Annotated in this window: 21 protein-coding genes and 1 pseudogene; 7 read left to right on the top strand and 15 right to left on the bottom strand. The window is 70.8% G+C overall.

Annotation, left to right across the window (positions count from 1 at the left end; translation table 11 throughout):
- The 3 genes from ACWZEH_RS24820 to ACWZEH_RS24810 all read left to right on the top strand — a co-directional run bounded on the left by ACWZEH_RS24820 (position 1) and on the right by ACWZEH_RS24810 (position 1,643).
- On the top strand, positions 1 to 414 hold the full coding sequence (locus ACWZEH_RS24820) for a roadblock/LC7 domain-containing protein (RefSeq protein WP_042168317.1): 414 nt from the start codon (positions 1 to 3) through the stop codon (positions 412 to 414).
- Between the two features lie 94 nt (positions 415 to 508).
- Positions 509 to 1,081: a DUF742 domain-containing protein gene (locus ACWZEH_RS24815; RefSeq protein WP_456193316.1), complete on the top strand. Its 573-nt coding sequence runs from the start codon at positions 509 to 511 to the stop codon at positions 1,079 to 1,081.
- Positions 1,062 to 1,643, top strand: coding sequence for a GTP-binding protein (locus tag ACWZEH_RS24810; protein WP_266073984.1), 582 nt, complete (start codon positions 1,062 to 1,064; stop codon positions 1,641 to 1,643). Before ACWZEH_RS24815 ends, ACWZEH_RS24810 begins: the two co-directional genes overlap by 20 nt.
- A gap of 152 nt (positions 1,644 to 1,795) precedes the next feature.
- Here ACWZEH_RS24810 and ACWZEH_RS24805 read toward each other — a convergent pair whose 3' ends face one another.
- The 3 genes from ACWZEH_RS24805 to ACWZEH_RS24795 all read right to left on the bottom strand — a co-directional run bounded on the left by ACWZEH_RS24805 (position 1,796) and on the right by ACWZEH_RS24795 (position 4,745).
- On the bottom strand, positions 1,796 to 1,990 hold the full coding sequence (locus tag ACWZEH_RS24805; protein ID WP_456193315.1) for an acyl-CoA carboxylase subunit epsilon: 195 nt from the start codon (positions 1,988 to 1,990) through the stop codon (positions 1,796 to 1,798).
- Between the two features lie 92 nt (positions 1,991 to 2,082).
- Positions 2,083 to 3,666: an acyl-CoA carboxylase subunit beta gene (locus ACWZEH_RS24800; protein WP_456193314.1), complete on the bottom strand. Its 1,584-nt coding sequence runs from the start codon at positions 3,664 to 3,666 to the stop codon at positions 2,083 to 2,085.
- A 221-nt stretch (positions 3,667 to 3,887) separates the two neighbouring features.
- On the bottom strand, positions 3,888 to 4,745 hold the full coding sequence (locus tag ACWZEH_RS24795) for an SDR family NAD(P)-dependent oxidoreductase (protein WP_456199805.1): 858 nt from the start codon (positions 4,743 to 4,745) through the stop codon (positions 3,888 to 3,890).
- A gap of 230 nt (positions 4,746 to 4,975) precedes the next feature.
- Between ACWZEH_RS24795 and ACWZEH_RS24790 the strand changes: the two are divergent.
- Positions 4,976 to 5,392: pseudogene (locus ACWZEH_RS24790) on the top strand (cobalamin B12-binding domain-containing protein); the annotation flags it as partial.
- 456 nt (positions 5,393 to 5,848) lie between these two features.
- Positions 5,849 to 6,454: a YceI family protein gene (locus ACWZEH_RS24785; RefSeq protein ID WP_456193313.1), complete on the top strand. Its 606-nt coding sequence runs from the start codon at positions 5,849 to 5,851 to the stop codon at positions 6,452 to 6,454.
- 361 nt (positions 6,455 to 6,815) lie between these two features.
- Here ACWZEH_RS24785 and ACWZEH_RS24780 read toward each other — a convergent pair whose 3' ends face one another.
- The 7 genes from ACWZEH_RS24780 to ACWZEH_RS24750 form a co-directional block, all read right to left on the bottom strand.
- A complete protein-coding gene (locus ACWZEH_RS24780; protein ID WP_456193312.1) occupies positions 6,816 to 8,165 on the bottom strand; it encodes a hypothetical protein in 1,350 nt (449 codons plus the stop codon).
- 157 nt (positions 8,166 to 8,322) lie between these two features.
- Positions 8,323 to 9,927: a citramalate synthase gene (cimA, locus tag ACWZEH_RS24775; RefSeq protein ID WP_456193311.1), complete on the bottom strand. Its 1,605-nt coding sequence runs from the start codon at positions 9,925 to 9,927 to the stop codon at positions 8,323 to 8,325.
- Between the two features lie 463 nt (positions 9,928 to 10,390).
- On the bottom strand, positions 10,391 to 11,479 hold the full coding sequence (locus ACWZEH_RS24770) for a branched-chain amino acid aminotransferase (RefSeq protein ID WP_456193310.1): 1,089 nt from the start codon (positions 11,477 to 11,479) through the stop codon (positions 10,391 to 10,393).
- Positions 11,480 to 11,729: 250 nt separating this feature from the next.
- Positions 11,730 to 12,773 carry a 3-isopropylmalate dehydrogenase gene (locus tag ACWZEH_RS24765; protein ID WP_456193309.1) on the bottom strand — a complete coding sequence of 348 codons (1,044 nt, stop codon included), beginning with the start codon at positions 12,771 to 12,773 and terminating at the stop codon, positions 11,730 to 11,732.
- 104 nt (positions 12,774 to 12,877) lie between these two features.
- Entirely contained in the window at positions 12,878 to 13,009 is a 132-nt protein-coding gene (locus ACWZEH_RS24760; protein WP_456193308.1) for a hypothetical protein, read from the bottom strand.
- 340 nt (positions 13,010 to 13,349) lie between these two features.
- Positions 13,350 to 14,990, bottom strand: a complete 1,641-nt coding sequence (gene pruA, locus ACWZEH_RS24755; protein ID WP_456193307.1) for an L-glutamate gamma-semialdehyde dehydrogenase — start codon at positions 14,988 to 14,990, stop codon at positions 13,350 to 13,352.
- Positions 14,991 to 15,044: 54 nt separating this feature from the next.
- Entirely contained in the window at positions 15,045 to 15,971 is a 927-nt protein-coding gene (locus tag ACWZEH_RS24750) for a proline dehydrogenase family protein (protein ID WP_456193306.1), read from the bottom strand.
- 139 nt (positions 15,972 to 16,110) lie between these two features.
- Here ACWZEH_RS24750 and ACWZEH_RS24745 point away from each other — a divergent pair, with 139 nt between their 5' ends.
- Entirely contained in the window at positions 16,111 to 17,358 is a 1,248-nt protein-coding gene (locus ACWZEH_RS24745; RefSeq protein WP_456199803.1) for a PucR family transcriptional regulator, read from the top strand.
- Between the two features lie 15 nt (positions 17,359 to 17,373).
- Here ACWZEH_RS24745 and ACWZEH_RS24740 read toward each other — a convergent pair whose 3' ends face one another.
- Complete coding sequence (locus tag ACWZEH_RS24740) at positions 17,374 to 17,970, bottom strand: TetR/AcrR family transcriptional regulator (RefSeq protein WP_456193305.1); 597 nt, start codon at positions 17,968 to 17,970, stop codon at positions 17,374 to 17,376.
- A 78-nt stretch (positions 17,971 to 18,048) separates the two neighbouring features.
- On the opposite strand from ACWZEH_RS24740, the gene ACWZEH_RS24735 reads away from it, so the two are divergent.
- Complete coding sequence (locus ACWZEH_RS24735) at positions 18,049 to 19,614, top strand: MFS transporter (protein ID WP_456193304.1); 1,566 nt, start codon at positions 18,049 to 18,051, stop codon at positions 19,612 to 19,614.
- A gap of 232 nt (positions 19,615 to 19,846) precedes the next feature.
- Here ACWZEH_RS24735 and serA read toward each other — a convergent pair whose 3' ends face one another.
- From serA to ACWZEH_RS24715, 4 genes are all read right to left on the bottom strand, one after another.
- Positions 19,847 to 21,436, bottom strand: a complete 1,590-nt coding sequence (gene serA, locus ACWZEH_RS24730) for a phosphoglycerate dehydrogenase (RefSeq protein ID WP_456193303.1) — start codon at positions 21,434 to 21,436, stop codon at positions 19,847 to 19,849.
- Between the two features lie 264 nt (positions 21,437 to 21,700).
- Complete coding sequence (gene ilvC / locus ACWZEH_RS24725) at positions 21,701 to 22,699, bottom strand: ketol-acid reductoisomerase (RefSeq protein ID WP_456193302.1); 999 nt, start codon at positions 22,697 to 22,699, stop codon at positions 21,701 to 21,703.
- A gap of 118 nt (positions 22,700 to 22,817) precedes the next feature.
- Positions 22,818 to 23,342, bottom strand: coding sequence for an acetolactate synthase small subunit (gene ilvN / locus ACWZEH_RS24720; protein ID WP_042167943.1), 525 nt, complete (start codon positions 23,340 to 23,342; stop codon positions 22,818 to 22,820).
- Positions 23,343 to 23,370: 28 nt separating this feature from the next.
- Entirely contained in the window at positions 23,371 to 25,263 is a 1,893-nt protein-coding gene (locus tag ACWZEH_RS24715) for an acetolactate synthase large subunit (RefSeq protein WP_456193301.1), read from the bottom strand.
- Positions 25,264 to 25,314 lie beyond the last annotated feature (51 nt).

The raw sequence follows: 25,314 nt of genomic DNA, 5'->3' as shown, positions 1-25,314 counted from the left end.
ATGAGCCAGGCGGCACAGAACCTGAACTGGTTGATCACCAACTTCGTGGACAACACCCCGGGGGTGTCCCACACGGTGGTGGTCTCCGCCGACGGACTCCTTCTGGCGATGTCCGAAGGATTTCCCCGCGACCGCGCGGACCAGCTCGCGGCCGTGGCCTCCGGGCTGACGTCGCTGACGGCAGGCGCCTCCCGGATCTTCGAGGGTGGCAGCGTGAACCAGACGGTTGTGGAGATGGAACGGGGGTTCCTGTTCCTCATGTCCATTTCCGACGGTTCCTCGCTCGCCGTTCTCGCACATCCCGATGCGGACATCGGTCTCATCGGGTACGAAATGGCCCTCCTGGTCGATCGTGCCGGTACGGTCCTGACCCCGGACCTCCGCGCTGAGCTTCAGGGGAGCCTGCTCAACTGACAAACGGACGGTGCGGTTTCGCGTCCCGTGGCCGTAAGGTCTTGGGACGCGGCTTCCACGTGATGGATGCCAGGCACAGTCGGAGGAGGAGAAAGTGGCTACACCACCAGGCGGATCGTCTACGGGCAACTGGTCGTACGACCCCGCGCAGGGGCACGACGACGGTTCCCGGAACCGGTACGGCTACCCCTCTTCGCCGAACCACGGCCAGCCGTACGCGCCGCAGGGCCCCGGCCCTTCGCCGTACGAGCAGCCGCATGTGCCGCACACCCAGCCCGTGCAGCCGCAGCGCCGCACCCCCGAGCCGGCGCCCGCCGGGACGTCGAACAGCCCCCTGGTGCGCCCGTACGCGATGACGGGCGGCCGCACCAGGCCGCGGTACCAGCTCGCCATCGAGGCGCTGGTGCACACCACCGCGCAGCCGCACCAGATGCAGGGCCAGTTGCCCGAGCATCAGCGGATCTGCCACCTCTGCCGGGAGATCAAGTCGGTGGCCGAGATCTCGGCCCTGCTGACCATTCCTCTCGGTGTGGCCAGGATTCTCGTCGCCGACTTGGCGGAGGCAGGACTGGTCGCCATCCATCAGCCCGGCGGCGACGAGAGCGCCGGCGGCCAGCCAGACGTGACATTGCTCGAAAGGGTGCTCAGTGGACTTCGCAAGCTCTAGCGGCGGTCCTTCCCGCTCCACCACATCCGCGAAGATCGTGGTGGCGGGCGGCTTCGGCGTGGGCAAGACCACGTTCGTCGGCGCTGTCTCGGAGATCAACCCGCTGCGTACCGAGGCCGTGATGACGTCCGCTTCGGCGGGCATCGACGACCTCACCCACACCGGGGACAAGACCACCACGACGGTGGCCATGGACTTCGGCCGTATCACCCTGGACCAGGACCTGATCCTGTACCTCTTCGGTACACCCGGCCAGGACCGCTTCTGGTTCATGTGGGACGACCTGGTGCGCGGCGCGATCGGCGCGATCGTGCTCGTCGACACGCGGAGGCTCGCCGATTGCTTCCCGGCCGTCGACTACTTCGAGAACAGCGGACTTCCGTTCGTCATCGCCCTCAACGGCTTCGACGGACAGCAGCCGTACAACCCGGACGAGGTGCGTGAGGCGCTGCAGATCGGGCCCGACGCCCCGATCATCACCACCGACGCCCGGCACCGCTCGGACGCCAAGAGCGCGCTGATCACTCTGGTCGAGCACGCCCTCATGGCACGCCTGCGGTAGCGGGGCGGCCGGGCCGTACGGCCGGCGGACACGGCGAGGCCCCCTCCGGTCCGGAGGGGGCCTCGCCGTGTCGTGGTGCGGCCCCGCGGTGGGCGGACGCGGCAGGGGGCCCGCCCGGGCGGGCGGGCCCCCTGCAGGGCGTACTTGCGGGCTCAGCGCCAGCTGTGCGGGGCGCGGAAGCCGGGCTCGCGCTCGAGGCGGCGCCAGCCGGCCCTGGCGCGGCCGGGGTGGGCCGGGGCGTCGTGGACGGGGCGGGCGGCGGCGCGGGCGAGGAGGATCGCGGTGATGGCGGCGACTTCCTCGGGTCCGGCGTGGCCCTTCTCGACGCGGATGTCAGGTGTGCTCATGGGTGTCAGTCTCCCTGGGAGAGAGGTCCGCGGGGTTGCCGCGACGGGTCCGCCGGGTTACCGGGGCGGATTGGCTTCGGCCGGCCGGCCGTCTACTGCGGCGGGTTGCCGTGCTTGCGGGAGGGCAGGTCGGCGTGCTTGGTCTGCAGCATCGCCAGGGAGCGGATCAGCACCTCGCGGGTCTCGGCGGGGTCGATGACGTCGTCGACCAGACCGCGTTCGGCCGCGTAATAGGGGTGCATCAGCTCGGACTTGTACTCCTTGACCATACGTGCCCGCATGGCGTCCGGGTCCTGGGCGTCGGCGATCTGACGGCGGAAGATGACGTTGGCCGCACCCTCCGCTCCCATCACGGCGATCTCGTTGGTGGGCCAGGCGTAGGTGAGGTCGGCGCCGATGGACTGGCTGTCCATGACGATGTAGGCGCCGCCGTACGCCTTGCGCAGGATCAGCGAGATCCTGGGGACCGTCGCGTTGCAGTAGGCGTAGAGGAGCTTGGCGCCGTGGCGGATGATGCCGCCGTGCTCCTGGTCGACACCCGGGAGGAAGCCGGGGACGTCCAGGAAGGTGAGGATCGGGATGTTGAAGGCGTCGCACATCTGGACGAAGCGGGCGGCCTTCTCGGACGCCTCGATGTCCAGCACGCCGGCCAGCGCCTGGGGCTGGTTGGCGACGATGCCGACGACCTGGCCGTCCATCCGGGCCAGCGCGCAGACGATGTTCCGCGCCCAGCGCTCGTGGACCTCGAGGTACTCGCCGTCGTCGACGATCTCCTCGATGACCTTGGTCATGTCGTACGGACGGTTGCCGTCGGCCGGGACCAGGTCCAGCAGGACCTCGCTGCGACGCTCGGCCGCGTCGCCGTTCTCGGCCCTCGGGGGGTTCTCGCGGTTGTTCTGCGGGAGCAGCGAGAGGAGGTAGCGCACCTCGGCGATGCACGTCTCCTCGTCGTCGTAGGCGAAGTGGCAGACGCCGCTGGTCTCGGCGTGCACGTCCGCGCCGCCCAGGCCGTTCTGGCTGATCTCCTCGCCGGTGACCGCCTTGACGACCTCCGGCCCGGTGATGAACATCTGCGACGTCTCGCGGACCATGAACACGAAGTCGGTGAGGGCGGGGCTGTAGGCCGCGCCGCCCGCGCACGGGCCGAGCATCACGCTGATCTGCGGGATGACACCGGACGCCTTGGTGTTGCGCTGGAAGATGCCGCCGTAGCCGGCGAGCGCCGAGACGCCCTCCTGGATCCGGGCGCCCGCACCGTCGTTGAGGGAGACCAGCGGCGCGCCCGCCGCGATGGCCATGTCCATGATCTTGTGGATCTTCGTGGCGTGGGCCTCGCCCAGCGCGCCGCCGAAGATCCGGAAGTCGTGGGCGTAGACGAAGACCGTGCGGCCCTCCACCGTGCCCCAGCCGGTGATCACACCGTCCGTGTACGGCTTCTTCTCCTCCAGACCGAATCCGCTCGCCCGGTGCCGGCGCAGCTGCTCGACCTCACGGAAGGAGCCCGGGTCCAGCAGCAGTTCGATGCGCTCCCGGGCGGTCAGCTTGCCCTTGGCGTGCTGCGCCCGGGTCGCCTTCTCACTCGGGCCGGCCAGTGCCTGCGCACGGATCTCGTGCAGTTCGGCAACGCGTCCGCGCGCGTCGGTCGGCTCACCCGGTGCGTCATCCAAAACGGTCATGCTGCGACCTTACGAAGCCCAACCGGAAATGCCAGCCGTCGACTCCTCACAGTCTCCGGGGTGTTTTCCTGGTAGCACCGGACAGAACCATGCCGGAATGCAGCCATTCCGACTGCTCAGAGGACTTTCGGCTTGTAGGGGTCACACAAAGGCGCCACCTGAGAGTCGCCTCACATTCATCGACGGCTCCTACCCCCACGGGAGTGACACGCGGCCGCGGCTCAGCCGAAGCGGTTCAGGAGTCTGCGGTAGAGACCGGGAGCGAGGGCGCGTACCCGGGGCGGGAGGGTGAGCCAGGTGGGGATGTAGGCGTCGTCACGGCCCTGGCAGACGGCGTCCCAGACCGCGCCCGCGACCCGGCCGGGCGAGGTGGGGCGCGGGAGCGAACGATGGTACGGCCTGCCGCGGCGGGCGAAGAAACCCGTCTCGACGGGGCCGGGCACGACGAGCGTCACCCCCACGCCCGTCCCGCGCAGTTCCTGCCGGAGCGCCTCGGCGAAGGCGGCGAGTCCGGCCTTGGCGGCGGAGTACACCGCCTCCTCCCGTACGCCCACGGCGCCGGCCACCGAGCCGACGAGCACCACCCGGCCGCTGCCGGCCGCCACCATGGAGGGCAGCACCTCCCGTACGAGGTGCAGCGTCGCGTTGAGGTCCAGGAACAGTACCCGGTCGATGTCGGTGTGCGGCATGGTCAGGAACGGCCCCGCCCAGCCGATGCCCGCCCCCGCGACCAGCACGTCGATCCGTCCGGTCTCCCGCAGTGCGGCCTCCGCCAGCATTTTCGCGCCCTTTGGCGCGGCGAGGTCGGCGGGCAGGAGGACCGCCGAGGTGCCGGACGCCGTCTCCTCCAGCCGTCGCCGGTCCTGGCCGCTGAGCAGCAGCTGCCAGTCCTCGGCGGCGAAGCGCCGCGCGGTGGCCGCGCCGATGCCCGAGGACGCGCCGGTGACGAGGGCGACGTGCCGGTCCGTGCGTGGCGGCGGCCCGTGGCCGCGCTCCGCCGCCGGGGCGGAGGCAGGGGCGGCGCCGCGTGCGAGGTCCGCCGGGGGGTCGTAGGCAAAACCGGAGCCGGTGGTGGTCACAAGTCGGTCTCCCATGTGCTGTCGCTGCGGGTCGTCGTCATCCAGGACACCCCCACCGCGGTGCACCTCGCCAGTGCAAGAGTCCGTCCGCCCGGCCGGTTTTGACGCGCGCCGTTCCCCGTCAGCGGGCGGTGCCCCGGCGCCCGGCGGTTGGTACGCCGCGCCGCAGGATCACTCCTGCGTGCCGCGGGATGCGGCCGGCCGGGCGTACGGGCGGGCACGCGGCCGGCCTGTCCGACACGAAGGGGACGTCCTTGCGCACCCGGTCCGTCCGGCTCGAACCACTCGGCCTGGAGCGGGTGGAGGTGCCGCCCGTGCGGCCGGTCGCGAGGTCCGGGTCCTCGACCTCCAGATGCCCGGCCACAACCGGCTGCGCGACGAGGTGCGGTCGTTCCGCCCTGAGGCTCTCGGCGTCTCCCTGAACCATCCGGCGAACATTCCCGAGGCGCTCGTACCGGCCGCGCGGGTGAAGCGGGAGGTGCCGGGCTGCTTCGTGTTCCCCGGCGGGCGCAGTGTCCCGTTCGGCGCCGAGGAGGTTCCCGCACAGGCAAAGGGCGCGGTCGACGCGGTGTCCGGGGAGAGGGGAACCGGCGGTGGCCCCGCTGCCGGAGACGGCGAGCGAGGCTGTGGGCCGGGCACCGGGCGTCGCGCCGGGGCAGCAGAGCCGCGCGACGCGGGTGGTACGGCGCGAGGTCGCAGACGTCCTCCGCGCCGCCGGCCGGCCGCACGGCCGCCGAGCGAGCACCGGCCGGGGCATGACGAACCGGACGCGCGGGGACAGAGGCCCGTTCCGCTCGCGCTCACCGGGGAAGTGGACGGTCAGGTCGAGTGGCATACCGCGGGAGTCCCCGGGCAGGCGCTCCGGGAGGCGGCAGGCGCTCCGCGTGAAGCGCTCCCGGCACTTCCGACCCGGCCGCCCGACGTGTCGCGCCGCAGCAGCTCCACCAAGACCGCCGCCGAGGGCATGACCGGCGAGTACCGCGCCATCCGGCGGTTCCATCGCGACACTCTCGCGGAAGATGTTGAAACTTGAAGAGAATGGCTCTACGGTGGACCCTGTCGAGTTAGTTGAACATTCAACGTGATCTCTCAGGAGGAACACCATGGGCATCTTCGGCCGCAAGGACGACGACACAGCCACCGCGACCACCACCGCGGTGAACCCGGACCTGGCCGCGCTGACCGGCGAGTACACGATCGACCCCGCGCACAGCACGTTCGGCTTCGTCGCCCGGCACGCCATGGTCACCAACGTCAAGGGCGGCTTCCAGGACTTCACCGGCACGCTGCACCTCGACGGCACCGACCCGTCCAACTCCACGGCCACCGTCGACGTGGTGATGGACAGCATCGAGACGGGCAACGCCGACCGTGACGGCCACCTGAAGAGCGCGGACTTCTTCAAGACGGACGAGTTCCCGACGATGACCTTCCGCACCACCGAGGCGGAGGCCCTCGGCGGCGACGACTACCGCATCACCGGTGACCTGACCATCCTGGGCACCACCCGGCCGCTGACCATCCACCTCGAGTTCAACGGTGCCGCGAAGGACCCCTTCGGCAACGAGCGCGTCGGCTTCGAGGGCAAGGCGGAGATCCTGCGCTCCGAGTGGGGCCTGACCTGGAACGCGACCCTGGAGACGGGCGGCGTCCTGGTCTCCGACAAGATCAAGCTGAACTTCGACATCTCGGCGATCAAGCAGGCGTGAGCTTCGCCGCCCCCTCGGGAGCACCTGGGTTCAGAACGGCAGTGGCCCGGAGCCGGATACGGCGTCCGGGCCGGCGCCTGCCGGGCCATGACGCCCGGCCCTGAACCCGCTCCCACCGCGTGCACCACTCCACCCCGCCCACCGCAAGCCGTCGAGCCCGCCCGGCGTGCAGGCGAGGCGCGACCTCGTGCCGCCGCCCCCGGTCGACCAGGTGGCGCACCCCCACCACAGGCGTGCCTGGACCACCCGCTCTCCCCGGCCGCGCGCACGTTTGCCCCCGTGCCGGAGGAGCCGGGAAGCGCGGCCCCACCTCCACCGGCCCGCCCACGGCGCCGCGATCAGTCCCACGCCGCCGTCCGCGTCAGAAACCTCCGCCGAAGTCCCCGCCGCCGAAGCCACCGCCACCGCCGAAGTCTCCCCCGCCGAAACCGCCGGTGAAGTCCCCGCTGTCGAAGTCGGCGCCGGAGACGTCTCCACCGCCGTACCCACCGAAGTCGCCGTAGCCGCCGCCGTAGTCGGCACCGTAGGCGGGGCTCGCCATCATGCTGCCGAGCATCGTGCCGACGAGCAGACCCGGCAGCATGCCACCGCCGAAGTAGCCGCCGGCCCAGGGACCGTAGGCCGGGCCCGCCTCCCAGTAGGGGCGGCGGCCGGAGTCGGTGTCGACCTCGCGGGCCACCGGCTCCAGTCCGTCGGCCAGGCGGTCCCGGTCCGCGGCGCACACCGGGACCTCCCGCGCGGTGCCGCTCTGCGGCGTCCAGCGGGCGTCCGCGACCGACGGGCCGTGACGCGGGTCGAAGAAGCAGGGCGGACGGCGCTCCGGCAGCGGCCGGCCCTCACGGCGTGCGGCGAGCACGGCCAGCGCGAAGCGGCCGTCCTGCACGGCCTGGGTGACCGCCCGGACGTCCTTTGGCCTGCCCGCCCCGTCCATCAGCTGCTTGGACAGTTCGTAGGAGTCCAGCGCGCGCTCGTAGTCCGCGCGCATGGCGTCGTCGGCGCCGGGCTCGCCGGGGTGGAAGTCGAGCCGGTCGAGTTCCTCGCCGAACGCGGTGATGTCCTCGTCGACCACCACCCGCAGCTTCTCCAGCGCGGCCCGCTGCTCCTCCTCGTGGCGCCTGCGGTTGCGGCGGACCACGGTGTACGCGCCCGCGCCGCCCACCGCCACCACCGCGCCGACGGCGATCAGCCCGCCGACCGGCACCTCGCCGCCGCCCTCGTTCCAGGAGGCGGGCGCCGAGCCGCCGATGTTGCGCAGGGCGTCGTCGACGAAGTCGTTCAGCTGGGCCTTGGCGTCGCCCGCGCCCTGCGCGGAGGTGACCAGGTTCCCCACGCCCTGACGGCTCAGCACGCCGCTGTCGGCGCGCGCGTCGAACTCGTCACCGAGGCGGACGCCGTACAGTCCGGTGATCCCGGTCTCGGTACGCAGGTTCCGGAAAAGGTTCTCGGCGGGGTATCCGGCCGGGAGAACCGCGACGAAGACGGGTTTGTCCGCGTCCTCGATCTTGGCCGCGAGGGCCTCGGCGTCCGACTCGGACAGGATGCCGGTCGCCTCGGGATCGACGTAGACGGGACTCTCGCGCAGGGCCTGGGCCACGGTCGAGAGGTCGGTGGCCGCGTGCGCACCCGGCGCCCCGGCCATCAGGACCGCCAGAACGGCGGCCACCGGCACGATCAGCAGGCGTACGAGGGTACGCGTCAGCGCGTCCTTCATATGTTCGAAGCTACCCGAACCGGGCCGGAAACGGACATCCGGCCCGGCAGGGATTTCCCGCACGGCCCGCGCGACCCTCGCAGCACCGCGCGTCACCACGCGGCACCGCACACCGCACACCGCCACGGACCGTCCCCGCCGGGCCGGACCCGTCGTGTCAGGACGCCGGTTCGACCCCGGCGCGCAGCAGGCCGTACGTGTACGCGTCCTCCAGGGCCTGCCAGGACGCGGCGATGACGTTGTCCGCGACGCCCACCGTCGACCACTCCCCCGCGCCGTCGGACGTGGAGATCAGGACCCGGGTGGTGGACTGGGTACCGTGCTTGCCCTCGAGGATGCGGACCTTGTAGTCGACGAGCTCCAGTTTGGCGAGCTGCGGGTAGATCCGCTCCAGGGCGACGCGCAGGGACCGGTCCAGGGCGTTGACCGGGCCGTTGCCCTCCGCGGTGGCGACGATGCGCTCGCTCTTGGCCCACAGCTTCACCGTGGCCTCGTTGGCATGGGTGCCGTCGGGGCGGTCCTCGACGATGGCGCGCCAGGACTCGACGTCGAAGTACTTCAGCGGCCTGCCCTCGGCCTCCGCGCGCAGCAGGAGCTCGAAGCTCGCGTCAGCGGCCTCGTAGGTGTAGCCCTTGAGCTCGCGTTCCTTGACCCGCTCCACGACCCGGCCGACCAGTTCGCGGTCGTCTCCGAGGTCGATGCCGAGCTCCTTGCCCTTGAGCTCGATGGAGGCGCGGCCGGCCATGTCGGACACCAGCATCCGCATGCCGTTGCCGACCTGCTCGGGATCGATGTGCTGGTACAGGTCGGGGTCGACCTTGATCGCGGAGGCGTGCAGGCCGGCCTTGTGGGCGAAGGCGGAGACGCCCACGTAGGGCTGGTGGGTGGAGGGGGTCAGGTTGACCACCTCGGCGATGGCGTGCGAGATGCGCGTCATCTCCCTCAGCCGGCCCTCGGGCAGGACCTGCCGGTCGTACTTGAGCTCCAGCGCGGCCACCACCGGGAACAGGTTGGCGTTGCCGACGCGCTCGCCGTAGCCGTTGGCCGTGCACTGCACGTGGGTGGCGCCCGCGTCGACGGCGGCGAGGGTGTTGGCGACCGCGCACCCGGTGTCGTCCTGGGCGTGGATGCCGAGCCGGGCGCCGGTGTCGGCGAGCACCGTGGAGACGACGGCCTGGATCTGGGCGGGGAGCATGCCGCCGTTGGTGTCGCACAGGACGACGACGTCCGCGCCGGCCTCGGAGGCGGCGCGGACGACGGACTTGGCGTACTCGGGATTGGCGCGGTAGCCGTCGAAGAAGTGCTCGCAGTCGACGAACACCCGGCGCCCCTGCGCCTTGAGGAAGGCCACGGTGTCGCGGACCATCGCCAGGTTCTCGTCCAGAGTGGTGCGCAGGGCCAGTTCGACATGGCGGTCGTGGGACTTGGCGACCAGCGTGATGATCTGCGCGCCGGAGGCGAGGAGCGCTCTGACCTGCGGGTCCTTTGCGGCGGTGGTGCCGGCGCGGCGGGTGGCGCCGAAGGCGACCAGCTGGGCGTGCCGGAAGTCGATCTCCTGCTGGGCACGGGCGAAGAACTCGGTGTCGCGCGGGTTCGCGCCGGGCCAGCCGCCCTCGATGAAACCCACGCCGAAGTCGTCCAGGTGCCGTGCGATGGCCAGCTTGTCGGCGACGGTGAGGTTGATGCCCTCACGCTGGGCGCCGTCGCGCAGGGTGGTGTCGAAGACGTGGAACGAGTCGTCGGGCTCGCTGGTTGCGGTCATGGTCTGAAGGCTCCTGATGTTGGATCTCGGTCTACCGGAATGACCGGTTCCACCGCCCCCCATGCTCCCTCGCGCCCGGTCCCCGGCTTGAGGTGGGCCAGGAAACAGAAAAACCTCTCGCGGGTGCGAGAGGTCTGCGCGCGGGTCGAGGACGACGGTGTCCGCCCGTACGTTGTCGTACGTGCGGTCACTGCGGACCGGCGCGCCTGCTGCCAATAATCGTGGCGAACGAGAGCACGGGGGGAAGTCTGGCACAGAGCGGTCCCGCGATCACCGTCCGTCTCAGGATGCGGGCGCTGGGTGTCCGGTCCGCGGCGGCCGGGGAGGCGGGAGCGGGGTATCGGGGCCGGTGGAGCCGGGACCGCTGCGGCCGGCCCGGACCGCGCACCCGCCGGACCGCCGCGGTGCGCGGTCCGGCGGGTGCCCAGGGGCTGGAAGACTCACCAAGATCTTCATGAGTCTTCTAGCCCAGCGGGTGCATCCAGCCGTGCTTGTCCTCGGCCGTGCCGCGCTGGATGTCGAGCAGGGCCTGGCGCAGGCGCAGGGTGACCTCGCCGGGCTCGCCGCCGCTCTGCTGCCACTCGCCACCGGCCCGCTTGACGGTGCCGACGGGCGTGATGACGGCCGCGGTGCCGCAGGCGAAGACCTCGGTGAGGGTGCCGTTCTCGGTGTCGCGCTGCCACTGCTCGACCGAGACCCGCTCCTCGACGGCCTCGTAACCGAGGTCGCGGGCGACGCTCAGCAGCGTGTCACGGGTGACGCCCTCCAGGATGGAGCCACTGAGCTCGGGGGTGACGATCCTGTCCCCGTAGACGAAGTACAGGTTCATGCCGCCGAGCTCCTCGACCCAGGAGTGCTCCACGGCGTCGAGGTAGCAGACCTGGTCGCAGCCCTTGGCGGCGGCCTCGGCCTGGGCGAGCAGGGAGGCCGCGTAGTTGCCGCCCGTCTTGGCGTCGCCCATGCCGCCGGGGACGGCGCGCACCCGGTCCTCCGAGACCCAGATGGAGACCGGCCGCACACCTCCGGGGAAGTAGGCGCCGGCCGGAGAGGCGATCACCAGGAACAGGTACTCGTTGGCGGGCCTCACGCCCAGGCCGACCTCGGTCGCGATCATGAACGGGCGCAGGTAGAGGGATTCCTCGCCGCCGTGCGCCGGCACCCAGGCCTTGTCCTGCCCGACCAGGGCGTCGCACGCCGCGATGAACGTCTCCACCGGCAGCTCGGGCATCGCGAGGCGGCGGGCGGAACGCTGGAACCGCTCGGCGTTCTTCTCGGGACGGAAGGTGGCGACGGACCCGTCGGGCCTGCGGTAGGCCTTCAGGCCCTCGAAGATCTCCTGCGCGTAGTGCAGGACGTGGGTCGCCGGGTCGAGGGGGATCGGCGCGTACGGGACGAGCTGCCCGTCGTGCCAGCCCCGGCCCTCGGTCCACTTGATCGTCACCATGTGATCGGTGAAGTGGCGGCCGAACCCCGGATCCGCCAGGATCGCCTCCCGCTCGGTGTCCGAGAGGGGGTGGGCGGAGGGCTTGAGCTCGATCGTGGGCGTGGTCATGAGTGGGTGTCCTTCACCGGTTGTAGTGACGGGCCGCGCTCACGCCCGTACGGCCGGTGGCCAGTGGCAGGACGTCCGAGCATTCCCTCAATCCGCGGCTCCGCGTTCGATTATCGCCCGGAGGCGGCGGCGGAGGAAATACGGGGTGAATGCGGCCCGGTGGTCGATGGTGACACCCGGCGGGGACATGCGGAAGCCGCCGGGTGGTCGCGACCGGCGGCTTCGAGCGGTGTCGAGTGTGCGCGCCAGGTCAGCCGGCTACGCGTACGGCGAGCGCGTCGCCGATCTCGGAGGTGCTGCGTGCGGGCAGGCCGCCGCGCTCCGCGAGGTCGGCGGAGACGGCGTCCTCGATACGGGCGGCCTCGGCGTCGTGGCCGAGGTGGCGCAGGAGGAGGGCGACGGACAGGACCGTGGCGCTGGGGTCGGCCTTGCCCTGGCCCGCGATGTCCGGTGCCGAGCCGTGCACGGGCTCGAACATGGACGGGAACGCGCCGGACGGGTTGATGTTCCCGCTGGCGGCGACGCCGATGCCGCCGGAGACGGCTGCGGCGAGGTCGGTGATGATGTCGCCGAAGAGGTTGTCGGTGACGATCACGTCGAAGCGCTCGGGCTGGGTGACGAGGTAGATCGTCGCGGCGTCGACGTGGATGTAGTCGGTGGTGACCTCGGGGTACTCCTCGGCCACCTTGTCGAAGACGTTCGTCCACAGGTGGCCGGCGAAGGTCAGCACGTTGTTCTTGTGGACCAGGGTGAGCTTCTTGCGGGGGCGGGCCTGGGCGCGGGCGAAGGCGTCGCGGACGACGCGCTCGACACCGAAGGCCGTGTTCACGGAGACCTCGGTGGCGACCTCGTGCTCGGTGCCCTTGCGGATGGTGCCGCCGTTGCCGGTGTAGGGGCCCTCGGTGCCCTCGCGGACGACGACGAAGTCGATCTCCGGCTGCCCCGCGAGCGGTGTGGCCACACCCGGCAGGAGCTTCGACGGCCGCAGGTTCACATGGTGGTCGAAGGCGAAGCGGAGCTTCAGCAGGAAGCCCCGCTCCAGGACGCCGGAGGGGACGCTCGGGTCGCCGATGGCGCCGAGCAGGATGGCGTCGTGCCGCTTCAGCGCGTCGAGGTCGGCGTCGGTGAGGGTCTCACCGGTGGCGTGATAGCGCTGGGCGCCGAAGTCGTACTCCTTGGTCTCCAGCTTCACGTCCTGCGGGAGGACGGCGGAGAGCACCTTCAGGCCTTCGGCCACCACTTCCTGGCCGATGCCGTCACCGGGGATCACTGCGAGATTGATGCTGCGAGACATGCGGGCACCCTACTCCTCGTCCCATGCTCTGACACGGACTGTCCGGGATGCGGACATCCACGGGGGAGGAAGCCGCGGTGCGGTGCAGTGCGGCCCGGCGCGGCTCAGTGGCCGGTCGAGCCGCCGTTGTCGCGGCGGTCGAGGGCGCGCTGGAGGGCGGCGGCGGCGTTCTTGCGGTCGGACTCGCTCGCGGGGGCGGCGTGGCGGACACGACGGCGGACAGTGGTCTCGGCCATGGGGAATCGACTCCTTCGACAAGCCGGGAATGCGCGGGGGCACAGCGGGGGAAACGCGTCACCGGAGGGGGCGGGGAGCGGGGGCCGCAGGGGTTGCCTGCACGGGGCCCGGCTCGCTACCGCCGTTCGCTTGATCGAGCGAGACGTTCGGCTCCTACAAAAATAAGGGGGCCCGGCGCATCTGTCTGCACAATTACTCGGACTTCCTACTATCTGAGACGGCGGCCCCGGTCACACCGCGGCGACCTGCGAAAACGTCGGACGGGCCAGGCCTGTACGACCTGGCCCGTCCGACGGGGCTGCGGCAGCGGTACGGGGGGGCGCCCGGTGCCGGGGGGCGTCAGCCCATGTGCGGGTACGCGTAGTCGGTCGGCGGGACCAGCGTCTCCTTGATGGCGCGGGTCAGCGTCCAGCGCATCAGGTTCTGCGGGGCGCCGGCCTTGTCGTTGGTGCCCGAGGCACGGCCGCCGCCGAAGGGCTGCTGGCCGACGACGGCGCCGGTCGACTTGTCGTTGATGTAGAAGTTGCCCGCCGCGTAGCGCAGCTTCTCCATCGTGTACGCCGCCGCCGCGCGGTCGCCCGAGACGACCGAGCCGGTCAGCGCGTAGTCGGACACCGACTCCATCTGGGTCAGCATCGCGTCGTACGCGTCGGCCGCGCTGTCGTCGTAGACGTGGACGGCGAGGAACGGGCCGAAGTACTCGGTACGGAAGACCTCGTTCTCCGGGTCGGAGCACTCGACGACGGTCGGGCGGACGAAGTAGCCGACCGAGTCGTCGTAGGAACCGCCCGCGACGATGGTGCAGGACGGGTCCCCCTTGGCCCGGTCGATGGCGGCCTTGTTCTTGGCGAAGGACCGCTCGTCGATGACGGCGCCGATGAAGTTCGACAGGTCGGTGACGTCGCCCATGGTGAGGTAGTCGACCTCGGCGGCGAACTCCTCCTTGAAGCCGTCGTTCCAGATCGACGCCGGGATGTACGCGCGCGAGGTGGCGGAGCACTTCTGGCCCTGGTACTCGAAGGCGCCGCGGGTCAGGGCGGTCTTGAGCACGGCGCGGTCGGCGCTCGGGTGGGCGACCAGGAAGTCCTTGCCACCGGTCTCGCCGACCAGGCGCGGGTAGGTGCGGTACTTCTCGATGTTGTTGCCGACCGTCTTCCACAGGTGCTGGAAGGTCTTGGTCGAGCCGGTGAAGTGGATGCCCGCGAGGTCGCGGTGCTCGAGGGCGACCTTGGAGACCTCGATGCCGTCGCCGGTGACGAGGTTGATGACGCCCTTGGGCAGCCCGGCCTCCTCCAGCAGCCGCATCAGCAGCACGGCGGCGTGGGTCTGGGTCGGGGACGGCTTCCACAGCACGACGTTGCCCATCAGCGCGGGCGCGGTGGGCAGGTTGGCGGCGATGGCGCTGAAGTTGAACGGTGTGATCGCGTAGACGAAGCCCTCCAGCGGGCGGTGGTCCATGCGGTTCCACACGCCCGGCGAGTTGGCCGGCGGCTGCTCGGCGAGGATGCCGCGCGCGTAGTGGACGTTGAACCGCCAGAAGTCGATCAGCTCGCAGGGGCTGTCGATCTCGGCCTGCTGCGCGGTCTTGGACTGGCCGAGCATGGTGGAGGCGGCGATGGTCTCGCGCCAGGGGCCGGACAGCAGTTCGGCGGCGCGCAGGATGATCGCGGCCCGGTCGTCGAAGGACATCGCGCGCCAGGCCGGGGCGGCGGCCAGGGCGGCGTCGATCGCGTCCTGGGCGTCCTGCTGGGTGGCGTTGGCGTAGGTGCCCAGGCGCGCCTTGTGGTTGTGCGGCTGCACGACGTCGAACCGCTCGCCGCCGCCCATCCGCTTCTCGCCGCCGATGGTGCAGGGCAGGTCGACGGGATTGTCGGCCAGTTCCTTGAGCTTGGCCTCCAGCCGGGCGCGTTCGGGCGAGCCGGGGGCGTAGCCGTGCACCGGCTCGTTGACGGGCGTGGGGACCTGGGTCACGGCGTCCATGGTTTCCGTACTCCTTGACTTGAGCGGTGAGTGCTTGAGCGGTGGTGCTCGGGCTCAGCCCTTGCTGACCATCGAGCGCAGGAAGAAGCGCAGGTTCGCCGGCTTCTCCGCCAGACGGCGCATGAAGTAGCCGTACCAGTCGGTGCCGTAGGCCGTGTAGACGCGCATGCGGTGGCCTTCGGCGGCCAGCCGCAGGTGTTCCTCGCCGCGGATGCCGTAGAGCATCTGGAACTCGTACTCGTCGAGCTTGCGGCCGGCGGTGCGGGCCAGTTCCTGGGTGATGGAGATCAGGCGCGGGTCGTGGGACCCGATCATCGGGTAGCCCTCGCCCTCCATCAGCGTCCGCAGGATGCGCACGTACGCCTTGTCGATCTCGTGCTTGTACTGGTGGGCGACCTCGGCGGGCTCCTTGTAGGCGCCCTTCACCAACCGTACGCGACTGCCGTTCGCGGCGAGGCGGCGCGCGTCCTCCTCCGTGCGGAAGAGGTAGGCCTGGATGACGCAGCCGGTCTGCGGGAAGTCCCTGCGCAGCTCGTCGTGGATGGCGAACATCGAGTCGAGGGTGGTGTGGTCCTCGGCGTCGAGGGTGACCGTGGTGCCGGTCGCGGCGGCGGCCTCGACGACCGGACGGACGTTGGCGAGCGCGAGTTCGTGACCGCCGGGGAGCGCCTGGCCGAACATCGACAGCTTCACCGACATCTCGGCGCGGGTGCCGAGCTCCAGCGGGCCGAGCCGGCCGATGAGCTCCAGGTAGGCGTCACGCGCGGCGGTGGCCTGCTCGGGGGTGGTGATGTCCTCGCCGACGACGTCCATCGTCAGCTCCAGGCCGTTGCCGGTGAGCTCCTCGATGACGGGCAGGACCTCGTCCACGGTCTCACCGGGGATGAAGCGGTCGACGACCTGCTTGGTCACCGGGGCCGCCGAGACGAGGCGACGCATCCGGTCGCTGCGCGAGGCGGCGAGAATCACGGGACCCAGCACGGGGCACCTCCACAAGCTGCGAAATGGCCGTGACCCGTCGCTTCGGGTACGGCACGGAGAACCACCGTGAAACCTAGGGATCCATCCGATCGTGGGCCATCGACAGCTGTCACGCATCCGTACCACCGATCTCAGACAGATGTATGAAGGCGGCGCGGTTCTACGGGACAATGCCGGGGTGACGTCGGAACACAGGGATGACTACCAGGAGCTGGTGGACGAGATCTCGGAGCTGCTCGGCGCTCCGGCGACCCTGGAGAACCGTGACTTCGAGCTGCTCGCCTTCGGCGCGTACGACAGCGAGGGCGAGCTCGATCCGTCCGCCCTCGACCCGGTGCGCACCCGCTCGATCCTCACCCGCCGTTCGACGGCCGCCGTCCGGGCCTGGTTCGAGGGGTTCGGCATCACCCGCGCGACGGGCCCGGTCCGTATCCCGCGCACTCCAAAGGCGGGTGTGCACCGGGGCCGCGTCTGTCTGCCGGTACGTCATCGGGGCGTCGTCCTCGGCTATGTCTGGCTGCTCGACTACGAGCCGGGCCCCTCCGGGGAGCAGCTGGGCGCGGCGATGGGGGTGACCGCCCGGATCGGGGCGCTGCTCGCCGACGAGGCGCAGCACGGTGCCGATCTGACCCGCGAGCTGCGGGCGGTGCTCGGCGCGGAGCGCGACGGACAGCGTGACCTCGCGGTCGCCGAGCTCCGCTCCGCCCTGGGCGGCCGCGCCGAAGGACCGTACACGCTGGTGTGCGTGGCCCCGTGGCCCTCCGCCGGCCCCGAGGACGCCCCGTCGGTGCGTACGGTGCCGGGTGCCACGGCCCTGTGCACCCTGCCGTGGGGCGCCTCGGACGTGTCGCTGGTCCTGCTGTTGCGGCTGCGCGCCCCGGACGTGCTGACCCCGGCGACGACGGCCGCCGGCCGGCTGCTCGAGCGAACCCGCGCGAGCGGTCCCGGACACCGGTCCGCCGCGCCGGGGGCGACCGCCTCGGCCGCCGGGATCGCCACGCCCCGCTCCGGCCTCGTCGGACTGTCCACCGCCTGGGGCGAGGCGTCGGCGGCGGCCCGCGCGGCCCTGGCCGAGCCCCGCCTGGGCCCGGTCGCCCGCTGGTCGTCGATCGGCCCCTACCGGCTCCTGACCGCGCTGCCCCGTCGGGCCGCCCCCGACCCCGCCGTCGGCCCCCTGCTCCTCCCGGTGCACCGGGAACTCGCCCGGACCGCCGAGACCTACCTCGACCATGCGGGCCAGGCCGGCCGCACGGCCGCCGGGCTGGGCATCCACCGCCAGACCCTGTACTACCGCCTGTCCCGGATCGAACAGATCACGGGCCTGGACCTGGACGACGGCGAGGACCGGCTGCTGCTGCACATGGCGCTGAAGGCGCACCGCCTGTGAGGACCGAAAGACGCGTCAGCGCCGTCCGGCGGCCTCGAGCACCTGGCGCAGGCCCTCGGTGAGCCGGTCGGCGTCGGGTGCGTTCTCCCGGTCGAACGACCACTGGACCATCAGCCCCATCAACAGCGTGACGTAGAAGCCGCCGAGCGTGTCCACGGTCTCCTTCGGGACGTCCTCCTCACGGCCGCCCATGAAGAGCGTGACCAGGCCGCGCGCGCCCTCCCGCTGGGCTCGGGCCAGGTGGTCCCGCACTTCGGGCATGTCGTCGCCCATGGCCACGATCTCCATGCTGAGCCGCCACAGCGAGCCGGGGCCGCGCATGGTGCCGATGATGTTCGACCACACGTCGGTGAACCGCTCCAGCGAGCCGGGCTCACCGCCGGGCTCACCGCCGGGCCCGCCCTCCGTGCCGCCGTCGAAGGCGACGGACATGTCCTCCACCAGTTCGACGTATGCCTGCGCGAGCAGGGCGTCCTTCGAGCCGTAGTGGTAGCCGATGGACGCCAGGTTGGTGCCCGACTCCTTGACGATGTCGCGCGCCGTGGTGTGCATGAACCCCTTCTGCAACAGACAGCGCTTGGCGCCCTCGAGCAGATCTTCGCGGTGTCCCATGACGACACCCTACTCTCGGCCCATACAAACGTCCCATACAGATGTTTTATACGAACGTCATAGACGAGCGTATAAAACATGCGTACAGTCACCGGCATGATGACCAACCACCCGCCGGGTGCCTTCCCGACCGCTCTGGCCGGCCGCCGCGAATGGACCGCGCTCGCCGTGCTGATGCTTCCGCTGCTGCTGGTCTCGATGGACGTCTCCGTCCTCTACTTCGCTATCCCGGAGATCACCGCGGATCTGGCGCCGAGCGGCACCCAGCAGCTGTGGATCTTCGACATCTACGGCTTCGTCCTGGCCGGCCTGCTGATGACGATGGGCTCCGTGGGCGACCGGATCGGCCGCCGCAGACTCCTGCTGATCGGCGCGGTGGCGTTCGGCGCCGCCTCCCTGGCGGCGGCGTACGCGAACAGCGCCGAGACCCTGATCGCCGCCCGCGCGGTCCTGGGCATCGGCGGTGCGACCCTGATGCCCTCGACGCTGGCACTGGTTCGCTCGCTCTTCACCGACGCCGGACAACGGGCGCAGGCCATCGCGATCTGGTCCGCCGTGATGACCGCCGGTGTGGCGCTCGGCTCCGTGCTGAGCGGCGTGCTGGTGGAGTTCTTCTGGTGGGGTTCGGTCTTCCTGGTCAACCTGCCGGCGATGGCCCTGCTGCTCGTCCTCGGCCCGATCCTGCTGCCCGAGTCGAAGGACCCCGGACCCGGCCGCTTCGACTGGCCGAGCATCCCGCTGTCGATGGCCGCCGTGCTCCCGGTCGTCTACGGCCTCAAGGAGATCCCGTCCAAGGGCTGGAACGTCCAGTACGTCGTGTCGGTGACCGTGGGTCTGCTCTTCGCGGTCCTCTTCGTCCACCGGCAGCGGACGTCCCTCTCGCCGATGATCTCCCCGGCCCTGTTCCGCGGCCGCGGCTTCGCCCCGGCCGTAGCCCTCAACGTCGTCACGTTGTTCGGGATGATGGGTTCGGCGTTCTTCACCACGCAGTACCTGCAGTCGGTGCTCGGCATGAGCGCGATGGAGGCGGCCCTGTGGGCGCTGGTGCCCTCGGTGCCCGTCGGCTTCGCGGCCCCGTTCGCGGCCCGTCTGGTGCGGCGGGGTGTCGAACGCGTCCACGTGGTGACGGCGGGCTTCGCCACCGCTGCGTGCGGCTTCGTACCACTGATGTTCGTGGGCACGGACACGCTGGTGCTGGTGCTGGTCGGCTGCGGGGTCCTCGCCTCGGGGGTCACCATGGTGGTGTCCCAGATCACGGATCTCGCGCTGGGCACCGCCCCGGTGGAACGGGCGGGTTCGGCCTCCTCCCTGATGGAGACGGGCGCGGAGTTCGGCGGCGCACTGGGCATGGCGGTCCTCGGCTCCATCGGTACCGCCGTCTACCGCCACGACGTCCCCGAGACGGCCCCGGCGGCGGCCCGCGAGACGCTGGGCGGCGCGCTGGCCGTGGCCGACCGGCTGCCGGGGCGCGCGGGGGACGCCCTGGCGGCGGCGGCCCGGGAGGCGTTCGTCCAGGGGATGCAGACGGCGGCGGTCGCGGCGGCGGGCATCCTCGCGGCGGGGGCGGTGCTGGCGGCCGTGACGCTGCGGAGAGTCCCCGTGCGGGAGGAGACCACCGCGGAGGCGGAGAAAGCCGCCGTTTAGAGCCGGCCCGGCTTGGAGCCGGTCCGGCGGAGGCGGTGAGGCCCCTCCCGCACGAGCGCAGTGGAGCGTGGGGGGGGGCCGGCCGCCGAGGACAACACCGCCGGGGGCCCTGCTCGCAGGGCTGGGGAAAGGTCGTGCCGGACGTCGCCGGTGCGCGGGGATGTGCCGGACAGGCCCGGCGCCTTTCGGACCGAACGGGGGCCCGGGAGCGGAGCTCCCGGGGACGGTGGTCTCAGACCAGTTCCACCGAGCGGGCCGACGTGGCACCGATCTCCGCCGCGAGCTCGGCCAGGACCGCGGAGGGCACCGTGTCGTCGACGGTCAGGACGGCGAGGGCCTCGCCGCCGGCCGCGGCGCGCGCGACCTGCATGCCGGCGATGTTGATGCCGGCCTCGCCGAAGACCCGGCCCACGGTGCCGACGACACCGGGGCGGTCCTCGTAGCGCAGCACGGCCATGTGGTCCGCGAGCGCGAGGTCCACGTCGTACTCGCCGACCGCGACGATCTTCTGCACGTTCTTGTGACCGGCCAGCGTGCCGGAGACCGCGATCTCCTCGCCGTCGGCCAGGGTGCCGCGCACCGTGATGACGTTGCGGTGGTCGGCGGACTCGGAACTGGTGGTCAGCCGGACCTCGACACCCCGCTCCTGGGCGAACAGCGGCGCGTTCACGTAGGACACCGTCTCGTCGACGACGTCCTCGAAGACGCCCTTGAGCGCGGAGAGTTCGAGCACCTTCACGTCGTGCTGGGTGATCTCGCCGTACACCTCGACGTCGAGACGGACGGCGACCTCGCCGGCCAGCGCCGTGAAGATCCGGCCGAGGCGCTCGGCCAGCGGCAGGCCCGGCTTGACGTCCTCGGCGATGACGCCGCCCTGCACGTTCACCGCGTCCGGGACCAGCTCGCCGGCGAGCGCGAGGCGCACCGAGCGGGCGACGGCGATGCCCGCCTTCTCCTGGGCCTCGTCGGTGGACGCGCCGAGGTGCGGGGTGCAGACGACCTGGTCGAACTCGAAGAGCGGGGAGTCCGTGCAGGGCTCCTTCGCGTACACGTCCAGGCCGGCGCCGGCGACGCGGCCCTCCTTGAGCGCCGCGTACAGCGCCTCCTCGTCGACGATGCCGCCGCGCGCGGCGTTGATGACGCGCACGCTCGGCTTGACCTTGCGCAGCGCCTCGTCGCCGATCAGGCCGAGCGTCTCGGGGGTCTTGGGCAGGTGGACGGTGATGAAGTCGGAGACCTCGAGCAGCTCGTCCAGCGACAGCACCTTGACGCCCATCTGCGCGGCCCGCGCGGGCTGCACGTAGGGGTCGTAGGCGACGACCTTCATGCCGAAGGCGGACATGCGCTGCGCGACGAGGGCGCCGATCCGCCCCAGACCCACGACTCCGAGGGTCTTCTCGGCGAGCTCGACGCCCGTGTACTTGCTGCGCTTCCACTCGTGGTTCTTCAACGCGGCGTTGGCCTGCGGGATGTTGCGCGCGGTGGCGATGATCAGACCGCACGCGAGTTCCGCGGCGGTCACGATGTTCGAGGTGGGCGCGTTGACCACCATCACGCCGGCCTTGGTGGCGGCGGAGACGTCGACGTTGTCCAGGCCGACGCCGGCCCGCGCGACGACCTTGAGCTTCTTCGCGGCGGCGATGGCCTCGGCGTCGACCTTGGTGGCCGAGCGGATCAGGATCGCGTCCACCTCGGCGATGGCCGGCAGCAGTTCGGCGCGGTCCGCCCCGTTGCAGTGGCGGATCTCGAAGTCCGGGCCGAGCGCGTCCACGGTCGCGGGCGACAGTTCTTCGGCGATGAGTACGACAGGTTTCGAGCTCACGTGAGTCCTCACATGTCCAATGCGGACGGCCGTCCCGACGGCCGCATGCGGTGAAGAAGTGCTAGCCGCGTGGAAGACGCACGACGCTGTGGGCCTGACGCGTATGTAGTGCAGCAGTCTAGTGGCGCCGAGGGCGTCGTCTTACGCCGCTTCAAAAGGATCACCCGTCCGTGGCAGGACGGGACGGACAACGCCGTACCACCGACGTTACCCCGGGTTCGGCCGGGGGCCGGAACGCGTCGCTCCGGCTCCCGGCCGTGCGGCTCACGCCTCTTCGTCGACCCAGCTCATGAGCTTGCGCAGCTCCTTGCCGGTGGTCTCCAGCAGGTGCTCGCTGTCCTGCTTCTTGTACTCGTTGTACTTCTTCAGACCGCCGTGGTACTCGTCCATCCACTGCTGCGCGAAGGTGCCGTCCTGGATCTCGGCGAGGACCTTCTTCATCTCGGCCTTGGTGGCGTCGGTGATGATCCGCGGGCCGGTGACGTAGTCGCCCCACTCGGCGGTCTCGGAGATCGACCAGCGCATCTTCTCCAGGCCGCCCTCGTACATGAGGTCGACGATCAGCTTCAGCTCGTGCAGGCACTCGAAGTAGGCGATCTCCGGCTGGTAGCCGGCCTCGGTCAGGGTCTCGAAGCCCGCCTTGACCAGCGCCGCGGTGCCACCGCAGAGGACGGCCTGCTCACCGAACAGGTCGGTCTCGGTCTCCTCGGTGAAGGTCGTCTTGATGACGCCGGCGCGGGTGCCGCCGATGCCCTTCGCGTACGACAGGGCCAGCGCGAAGCCGCCTCCCGTGGCGTCCTGCTCGACGGCGGCGATGCAGGGAACGCCGCGGCCCTCCTCGTACTGACGGCGCACCAGGTGGCCCGGGCCCTTCGGGGCGACCATGCAGACGTCCACGCCGGCCGGGGGCTTGATGAAGCCGTAGCGGATGTTCAGGCCGTGGCCGAAGAACAGGGCGTCGCCGTCCTTCAGGTTGTCCTTGATGTGCTCCTCGTAGACCTGGGCCTGGATCGGGTCCGGGACGAGGATCATGATGACGTCCGCCTCGGCGGCGGCCTCGGACGGGCTCACCACACGCAGGCCCTGCTCCTCGGCCTTGGCCCTGGACTTCGAGCCCTCGTGCAGACCGACGCGCACGTCGACGCCGGAGTCGCGCAGCGACAGGGCGTGGGCGTGGCCCTGGCTGCCGTAACCGATGACCGCGACCTTGCGGCCCTGGATGATGGACAGGTCGGCGTCGGCGTCGTAGAACAGCTCGGCCACTTTGGGTTCTCTCCTTGTGTGCGGGTGTCGCGTCCCACCGTATGACGGTGGGAAGAGGGGAAGGTTCGGAGTCTCGGAATACGGGCGGCCGGGGTGTCGCCGACCGCCCGCTTCCGTCCTAAGCCGACCGGTCGAGCGCACGCAGCGATCGGTCGGTGATCGAACGGGCACCGCGTCCGATCGCGATCGTTCCGGACTGGACCAGTTCCTTGATGCCGAACGGTTCCAGCATCTTCAGCATGGCGGACAGCTTGTCGCTGCTGCCGGTGGCCTCGATGGTCACGGCCTCCGGGGAGACGTCCACGGTCTTGGCCCGGAAGAGCTGGACGATCTCGACGATCTGGGAACGCGTCTCGTTGTCGGCGCGCACCTTCACCAGAACGAGTTCGCGCTGGACGGCCTGGCCGGGTTCGAGCTCGACGATCTTCAGCACGTTGACGAGCTTGTTGAGCTGCTTGGTCACCTGCTCCAGCGGGAACTCGTCGACGCTCACCACGATGGTGATGCGGGAGATGTCGGGGTGCTCGGTGACGCCGACCGCGAGCGAGTCGATGTTGAAACCGCGGCGGGAGAACAGTGCGGCGATCCGGGCCAGGATGCCGGGGGTGTTCTCCACCAGCACGGAGAGCGTGTGCTTGGACATGTCGTGTTTCCTCTTCGCTCTTCCTGGCTCAGTCGTCTTCGTTGTCGCCGAAGTCGGGACGGACGTCGCGGGCGGCCATGATCTCGTCGTTGGAGGTGCCGGCGGCGACCATCGGCCACACCATGGCGTCCTGGTGGACGATGAAGTCCACGACGACCGGGCGGTCGTTGATCGAGTTCGCCTCCTCGATGACCTTGTCGAGGTCCGCCGGGTCCTCGCAGCGGATCGCGTAGCAGCCCATGGCCTCCGACAGCTTGACGAAGTCGGGGACGCGGGTGCCGGCGCTCCGCTCGGTGCCGGGGCCCACCGCCGAGCCGCTGCCCAGATCGGTGGGGGCACGGCCCGCCCCGATGGGGCCGGAGTGCAGCACGGTGTTGGAGTAGCGCTGGTTGTAGAACAGGGTCTGCCACTGGCGGACCATCCCGAGGGCGCCGTTGTTGATGATGGCGACCTTGATCGGGATGTTGTTCAGGGCGCAGGTGGTGAGTTCCTGGTTGGTCATCTGGAAGCAGCCGTCGCCGTCGATCGCCCAGACGGCCCGGCCTGGCTGTCCGGCCTTGGCTCCCATGGCCGCCGGGACGGCGTAGCCCATGGTTCCGGCGCCACCGGAGTTCAGCCAGGTGGCGGGCTTCTCGTACTGGATGAAGTGGGCCGCCCACATCTGGTGCTGGCCGACACCGGCGGCGAAGATCGTGTCCTCGGGCGCCAGCTGTCCGATGCGCTCGATGACCTGCTGCGGGGAGAGCGAACCGTCCTCGGGCTGGTCGTAGCCCAGGGGGTAGGTGTCGCGCCAGCGGCTCAGGTCCTTCCACCAGGCGGTGTAGTCGCCGCGGTTGCCCTCGGCGTGCTCCTTCTGGACGGCCAGGACGAGGTCGGCGAGGACCTCGCGGGCGTCGCCGACGATCGGCACGTCGGCGGCGCGGTTCTTGCCGATCTCGGCCGGGTCGATGTCGGCGTGGACGATCTTGGCGTACGGGGCGAAGCTGTCCAGCTTGCCGGTGACGCGGTCGTCGAAGCGGGCTCCGAGGGCGACGATCAGGTCGGCCTTCTGCAGCGCGGTGACGGCGGTGACCGCACCGTGCATGCCCGGCATTCCCACGTGCAGCGGGTGGCTGTCGGGGAATGCGCCGAGCCCCATCAGGGTGGTGGTGACGGGAGCCCCGGTGAGTTCCGCGAGGACCTTCAGCTCGGCCGTGGCGTGGGCCTTGAGGACGCCGCCGCCGACGTAGAGGACCGGCCGCTTCGCGGAGGTGATGAGCTTGGCGGCCTCGCGGATCTGCTTGGCGTGCGGCTTGGTGACGGGCCGGTAGCCGGGCAGGTCCATGGTGGGCGGCCAGGAGAAGGTGGTCCGCGCCTGGAGGGCGTCCTTGGCGATGTCCACGAGCACCGGGCCGGGACGGCCGGTGGCGGCGATGTGGAAGGCCTCGGCGATCACCCGCGGGATGTCCTCGGCCTTGGTGACCAGGAAGTTGTGCTTGGTGATCGGCATGGTGATGCCGACGATGTCCGCCTCCTGGAAGGCGTCCGTGCCGATCGCCTTGGAGGCGACCTGGCCGGTGATCGCGACCAGCGGCACGGAGTCCATGTGCGCGTCGGCGATCGGGGTGACCAGGTTGGTGGCGCCGGGACCCGAGGTCGCCATGCAGACGCCGACCTTGCCGGTGGCCTGCGCGTAGCCGGTGGCCGCGTGGCCCGCGCCCTGCTCGTGCCGGACCAGGACGTGGCGCACCCGGGTGGAGTCCATCAGCGGGTCGTAGGCGGGAAGGATCGCACCGCCGGGAATGCCGAATACCGTGTCGGCGCCGACCTCCTCGAGCGAGCGGATGAGGGACTGCGCGCCCGTGACGCTCTCGGGGGCGGACTGCTGTCCTCCGGATCGGGGCCGCGGCTGCGGGTGGGCCCCGGTGGCCTGCTCGGTCATCGGCTTCTCTTCTCGATGCTGAGGGTTTTCGCGAGGTTCGCGCGGTGTGCG

Source organism: Streptomyces yamdrokensis (assembly GCF_053890455.1).
This window is presented reverse-complemented; position numbering and strand designations above follow the sequence as displayed.

What these genes read in the sequence shown, in the direction of transcription:
- ACWZEH_RS24800 (WP_456193314.1), bottom strand. Translation starts at nt 3,666, where the DNA reads ATGACCGTTTTGGATGACGCACCGGGTGAGCCGACCGACGCGCGCGGA.
- ACWZEH_RS24715 (WP_456193301.1), bottom strand. Translation starts at nt 25,263, where the DNA reads ATGACCGAGCAGGCCACCGGGGCCCACCCGCAGCCGCGGCCCCGATCC.
- ACWZEH_RS24765 (WP_456193309.1), bottom strand. Translation starts at nt 12,773, where the DNA reads ATGTCTCGCAGCATCAATCTCGCAGTGATCCCCGGTGACGGCATCGGC.
- ilvN (WP_042167943.1), bottom strand. Translation starts at nt 23,342, where the DNA reads ATGTCCAAGCACACGCTCTCCGTGCTGGTGGAGAACACCCCCGGCATC.
- ACWZEH_RS24785 (WP_456193313.1), top strand. Translation starts at nt 5,849, where the DNA reads ATGGGCATCTTCGGCCGCAAGGACGACGACACAGCCACCGCGACCACC.
- ACWZEH_RS24820 (WP_042168317.1), top strand. Translation starts at nt 1, where the DNA reads ATGAGCCAGGCGGCACAGAACCTGAACTGGTTGATCACCAACTTCGTG.
- ACWZEH_RS24760 (WP_456193308.1), bottom strand. Translation starts at nt 13,009, where the DNA reads ATGGCCGAGACCACTGTCCGCCGTCGTGTCCGCCACGCCGCCCCCGCG.
- pruA (WP_456193307.1), bottom strand. Translation starts at nt 14,990, where the DNA reads ATGGACGCCGTGACCCAGGTCCCCACGCCCGTCAACGAGCCGGTGCAC.
- ACWZEH_RS24780 (WP_456193312.1), bottom strand. Translation starts at nt 8,165, where the DNA reads ATGAAGGACGCGCTGACGCGTACCCTCGTACGCCTGCTGATCGTGCCG.
- cimA (WP_456193311.1), bottom strand. Translation starts at nt 9,927, where the DNA reads ATGACCGCAACCAGCGAGCCCGACGACTCGTTCCACGTCTTCGACACC.
- ACWZEH_RS24805 (WP_456193315.1), bottom strand. Translation starts at nt 1,990, where the DNA reads ATGAGCACACCTGACATCCGCGTCGAGAAGGGCCACGCCGGACCCGAG.
- ACWZEH_RS24735 (WP_456193304.1), top strand. Translation starts at nt 18,049, where the DNA reads ATGCGTACAGTCACCGGCATGATGACCAACCACCCGCCGGGTGCCTTC.
- ACWZEH_RS24745 (WP_456199803.1), top strand. Translation starts at nt 16,111, where the DNA reads ATGTATGAAGGCGGCGCGGTTCTACGGGACAATGCCGGGGTGACGTCG.
- ACWZEH_RS24770 (WP_456193310.1), bottom strand. Translation starts at nt 11,479, where the DNA reads ATGACCACGCCCACGATCGAGCTCAAGCCCTCCGCCCACCCCCTCTCG.
- ACWZEH_RS24740 (WP_456193305.1), bottom strand. Translation starts at nt 17,970, where the DNA reads ATGGGACACCGCGAAGATCTGCTCGAGGGCGCCAAGCGCTGTCTGTTG.